This is a genomic window from uncultured Gimesia sp. (assembly GCF_937910335.1).
GTDB lineage: Bacteria > Planctomycetota > Planctomycetia > Planctomycetales > Planctomycetaceae > Gimesia.
In genome coordinates this window covers 1-4,864 of record NZ_CALEMX010000138.1, presented here as the reverse complement: position 1 = coordinate 4,864, position 4,864 = coordinate 1, and the positions used below count along the sequence as shown (strand labels likewise).

At 47.9% G+C, this 4,864-nt stretch carries 3 protein-coding genes; 1 reads left to right on the top strand and 2 read right to left on the bottom strand.

Annotated features, from left to right (window positions below; translation table 11 throughout):
* Window positions 1–1,069 (top strand): sulfatase-like hydrolase/transferase (locus Q0668_RS05535; protein WP_298861047.1); only part of this gene is annotated, 1,069 nt, incomplete at its 5' end.
* Window positions 1,070–1,531: 462 nt separating this feature from the next.
* On the opposite strand, the gene Q0668_RS05530 is transcribed toward Q0668_RS05535, so the two are convergent.
* Window positions 1,532–2,407 carry an ankyrin repeat domain-containing protein gene (locus Q0668_RS05530; RefSeq protein WP_298861045.1) on the bottom strand — a complete coding sequence of 292 codons (876 nt, stop codon included), beginning with the start codon at window positions 2,405–2,407 and terminating at the stop codon, window positions 1,532–1,534.
* Between the two features lie 124 nt (window positions 2,408–2,531).
* Window positions 2,532–4,706: a cation:dicarboxylase symporter family transporter gene (locus tag Q0668_RS05525; RefSeq protein ID WP_298861042.1), complete on the bottom strand. Its 2,175-nt coding sequence runs from the start codon at window positions 4,704–4,706 to the stop codon at window positions 2,532–2,534.
* Window positions 4,707–4,864: the final 158 nt, after the last annotated feature.

Sequence of the window (4,864 nt, the reverse complement as noted above, 5' to 3'; positions counted from 1 at the left end):
CGAATCACCAGAAAGTACAACGGAGCGTTCCTTTTATACCACTGATGCCTTTACCGATTATGCCATTCGTTTTATGGACGAACATCAACGGGAAAACTCACAAAAGGACAATCCGTACTTCTTATATCTGGCATTCACTGCACCGCACTGGCCACTGCAGGCGCATGAGGAAGATATTGATAAATATCGTGGGAAGTACATGATCGGCTGGGATAAGCTTCGCAAGCAGCGTTTTGCACGACAAAAGAGAACGGGTTTGATTTCTGCAGACACCAGGCTCTCTCCGCGTGACAAATCGGTCCCCGCCTGGGATTCGCTGAATGTGGAAAAACAAAAAGAGATGGCTCTGAAGATGGCGATCTACGCCGCGATGATTGACCGCGTTGATCAGAATATTGGCAAGCTGGTACACTGGCTCAAAGCAAACCATCAATATGAAAACACGTTGATCATGTTTCTTTCCGATAACGGCGGTTGTGCCGAAGGTGGCAAATTAGGGCGCGGCGAGTTTTTCGACATCGAGAAACGGAACCTGCAGCCCGCTAACAGCTATGGAACCGCCTGGGCCAATGCCTCGAATACTCCCTTTCGCCTGTATAAACACTATGCCCACGAAGGCGGGAGTGCGACACCCTTCATCATGCACTGGCCGCAACAGATCAATGCGGGTAATAAATGGTTCCGAGACCCGGCACAGTTAATTGACATTATGCCCACGATTGTCGATGTTGCCGGAGCCGGCTATCCGAAAACTTATGCTGGTAATCAGATTCCGGCACTCGATGGCATCTCATTAAAACCAGCGATGAAAGGTGACACATTAAGCCGTGCGAATCCGATTTTCATTGAACATGAAAACAACGCCTTTGTGAGAGCCGGCGACTGGAAACTGGTCGGCCGGAGAGTCACTCCGAAAAGCGGACTGAAGCCCGAGAGGTGGGAACTGTATGACGTACAAAAAGACCGCGCGGAATTGAACAATCTCGCGAGTAGTCATCCCGAAAAAGTGAACGAGTTATCAACCCAATGGCAAGCCTGGGCCAAACGAGTGAATGTGTTTCCTAAGTAATATGCTCAAATCATAATGCTCTGGCCATCGTTAGTCACAGTAAACCAAGAGCGTGTGCCGCATTCATTTCATTCTGTCATCGGAATCCAATCGCGGCAAAGATCGTTATAATTACAAGTATGGCTAACAAGAAGATTATGGATTTCTTTTTGGGCCACTGTGAAAACATAACTCCCAAAGAACCTCCCATCAAGGCCAAGATCATTAACAAGCCTCGATGAACCCAGCAATCGCCCGGCTTGGAAAACAGCACCTTCGGTATTGGTTCATTAAAGATCCGGACAGAAATCGTGTAAAATGAAGGTGCTTCGATCAATGCAAGCACAATCCAGACCAACATCCCACAGAGGACACCAAGCATAATCGGAAAGTTGGTACAGTTTATTATCTCGCGAGTTCCTTCTTGTGTTGGCCGCTCTTGTTGATTTCTCTCCATTGGATTTCCATACTCTTTCAGAATCTTCATTCTTTCGCCCCGGCATCAAGTAACAGTTGGACTATCTGCTTTCTGGACTCATCCACATCTTCAATCGTCTTCGAGTTCCTGACCCAGTGGAATGGCGTCACTCCATTTGCATCTCTGGCATTAACATCCGCACCCGCGGCTATAAGAATTCGAACACTTTCTACATTGTAATCATAGGCCGCCCAATCCAAGGGGGTATGACCAGTATCGTCTTTGACAGTGAGACTGGCACCATGCTTCAAAATAACTTCGAGTACGGCTGGGTGCCTTGTGGCAAGGTGCACTGGCGTTGCGAGGTGTTCGCCACTAAGAGAGTGTCGCGGTATCAAATTTGGATCGGCGCCTGATCTGATCAATAATAACGCAAGCGGAACATATCCATTTTCAAGAGCGACATTTAGTGGAGTTGTTCCAAAACTATCATTCAGATCAAGTTGGGCACACCGATTAATGATTAGTCTGGCAATTGCCACACGTCGTCTATCACAGTCCTGGAGAACTTTCGGATCAACCACTTTTGTTACGATGTCGTTCGCGTTTTTTGGTGGAGGTGTACGACGGCTATAAGCGACGGCGAGCAAGGGAATCCACTTGTAAGACCTAGTTGACCACATAAGACCAAAGCCATTACCTTGGAATGGGTTGTTGCCAAAGTGAGGGTGAATGGCGCTGGGACTCACGCGGACTAGGACGTCAGGATCCACGCCTGCGTTGAGTAGAGTTCGGACACGTTCCACATCAATCTGAAATGAGGAAAGTATAAGTTGTTCAGCTGGTGTGTATTTCGGTTTGTCTTCAGATGGTTGTGCCTGTGCAGAAGAATTCACAATAAGCATCAGCAATAAAGTAGCGAGTGACATACGACCAAACATGATTCACTCCTTACAAGAATCCCTTTCGGCATGGCTCTTCTACAGACACGACGTCGAAGCGCAGAGAGTATATCACAAGTCAGAAGATCGAGTCCAAGCTAGTTTTTCAACTGTTATTATAGTTTCAATCAATCCAGTGCAGGACGTTGCGGATGATGGACCAGCGTGGTGTGACGTCTGCTTCGTCTTTGCCTAAGATCCAGTAGTTGTAGAGGGAGGCGAACACGCCTTCTTTCTTTTTGAGTTCGAGCCAGACTTCCATGAATTCTTCGAACTCAACATCGTGTGCGCCCAGGTAATACATGGGGACTCGAATATTCTTCTTGAAGGGATTGATCACAGAGAACCGGGGATACAAGAGCGTCCAGGCTGCGCCGGTTTCGGCACTCGTCACTAATTTTCGTGCGTCTCCCGCTTTGTTCGTGAAAAAGTCTTCTTCCGAATCAATTTGAATAAACGTGGCATTCGGAAAAAATTCGTGTGCCTTTTCATCGTAAAAACTATTGTTAACAACGGCGATTTTCAGATCCGATGAGTGCCTCAATTTATCAAAGTCTAAAAATTCGACCTTACGATAATCGGGAACGACTAATGCCAGTGTGACATCCATATAAGAATCGGCAACGGGGAACGCGGTGGCCCGTTCGATAGTGCCTTCCAGGCCGGACATCGCCAGATCGAAATGATCCTGGTTCAACTGTTCAATCAACGTCTGGGGAGTAAACGGCACAAATTCGATGCTCACTCCCAGGTCCTGCGCCAGACGGTGCGCCATATCAATATCGAGACCCACCAACTCACCTTGATCATTATAGTAAGAAAATGGGAGGCGTTTGGCATCGAAGCCAAGGCGAATGATGCCGCGCCGCCTGATGCGATCGATGCGGGTTTCATTGGGCTGGATCTTGTGTGGATTCGGTACCGACTCTTTAAGAATCGTAGCAGGCACCGCCGGGAAGAGCAGTTGTCGATCCGCAATCATCGCTTTAGATTGATAGTCATCTTTGAAGGTATAATTCAGGACCCCGTGAATGCTGGCAATGACGACTCCTGTTACACACAATGAGAGTAGCGAGTAGGAAATCAAACGTTTCCATTGAATCTTGAGCGTTCCCGATAACGAAGCCGCTGCGAGTATGGCAAAGGAAAACAGGTAAACCGAGCGGAGTACATCTCCCAGTCGCGTGGTGTAGACTCCGACTGCCAGATAGAGTTGAAAAATGTCATGGGGAATATGCATTAGATCGAGCAACCAGGGAATCGAGACTGCCGGCTTGGCGAATGAACCAGCCATTCCCAGCGTTAAGAATTGAGGATATTGTTCGGGCGTTAAACTCATGCCATAAAACCAGGCTGAGAAGGGAATAAATACTAAGCCGACAATTCGACCCAGATCCGGAAAGGGGAAGATCAGCGGAATCAGCACATCGGGCGTACCCCCGGTGTCTTCTTCTTCCAGATGATAGCGATCCAGAATTTCCCGGGCGGCTTCCACAATGAGCGGCAATACTGCAAACGTACTGCCAAGTACAAATGAAGCAATGACGGCGGTTTGTGAGACTTTGATGGCGTCCCAATAACGGACGGGAGTACAAACCGAAATCAGCATTGGCAAAATGCCGACTGTCAGCAGGATCGTGGCGGCTGAAAATGTTAAAAGGTAGGCCTGCAGTAATCCGAATTTTTCAAACGGCAGTGTCCCAACCGCATGTGTGACAATCACAAAAATTCCAAAAGGGGAAAAATGGACCACAATCCGATTGAGTCGCATTAAAGCATTTACGGCCACGGCAATTGGTTCCAGCAAACGCTCCCGTTTGGGAATGCCACTTAAGGCAATTCCCAGTCCAATAGAAAACAGAACCACCGCAGGAACGGCATTGTTTGCCAGCGAGAAAAAAGGATTAGCGGGAATGAATAAATCGTACAGGCTCTCGCTCTTAGGCCCCTCGACGATACTCGTACTGAAAAATGCCCCTTTCTGCCAGAAGGGGAACGAGAGAGACATAATGCAAACAAAGAACAAGCCGATACACCACAAAACCAATAGCAGCATTATCACTGTCAGCGCCATGCTGCGTGTCTGCTTGAAGGAAATGCGACCCAGATTAAAAATGAGTGAAAGCGTAATATAAGGCAGCACTGTCATCTGCAGTAGACCGATAAAGACATCGCCGAACGGTTTGAGCGGGGCGCACAGCTCACCAAAAAATAAGCCGCAGCCAATGCCCAGAAACAAGCTGATCAGAATCCATGTTGTTAAACCGGGTTTAAAATGTGCCCGGGTCTCTTCGGCCATTCTCAGTTCCTTAAGTCCACCTGGATCAGAGTCGCTAAAATTCTCACGCATGACGGGAAAACTGATACCGGACATGGCGAAATTGTTGGTGGATGTGTATGTTTCCAGTTACGATAACGATCATAACGTAACCGCCCCTGTGAATCGAGACAATCAAC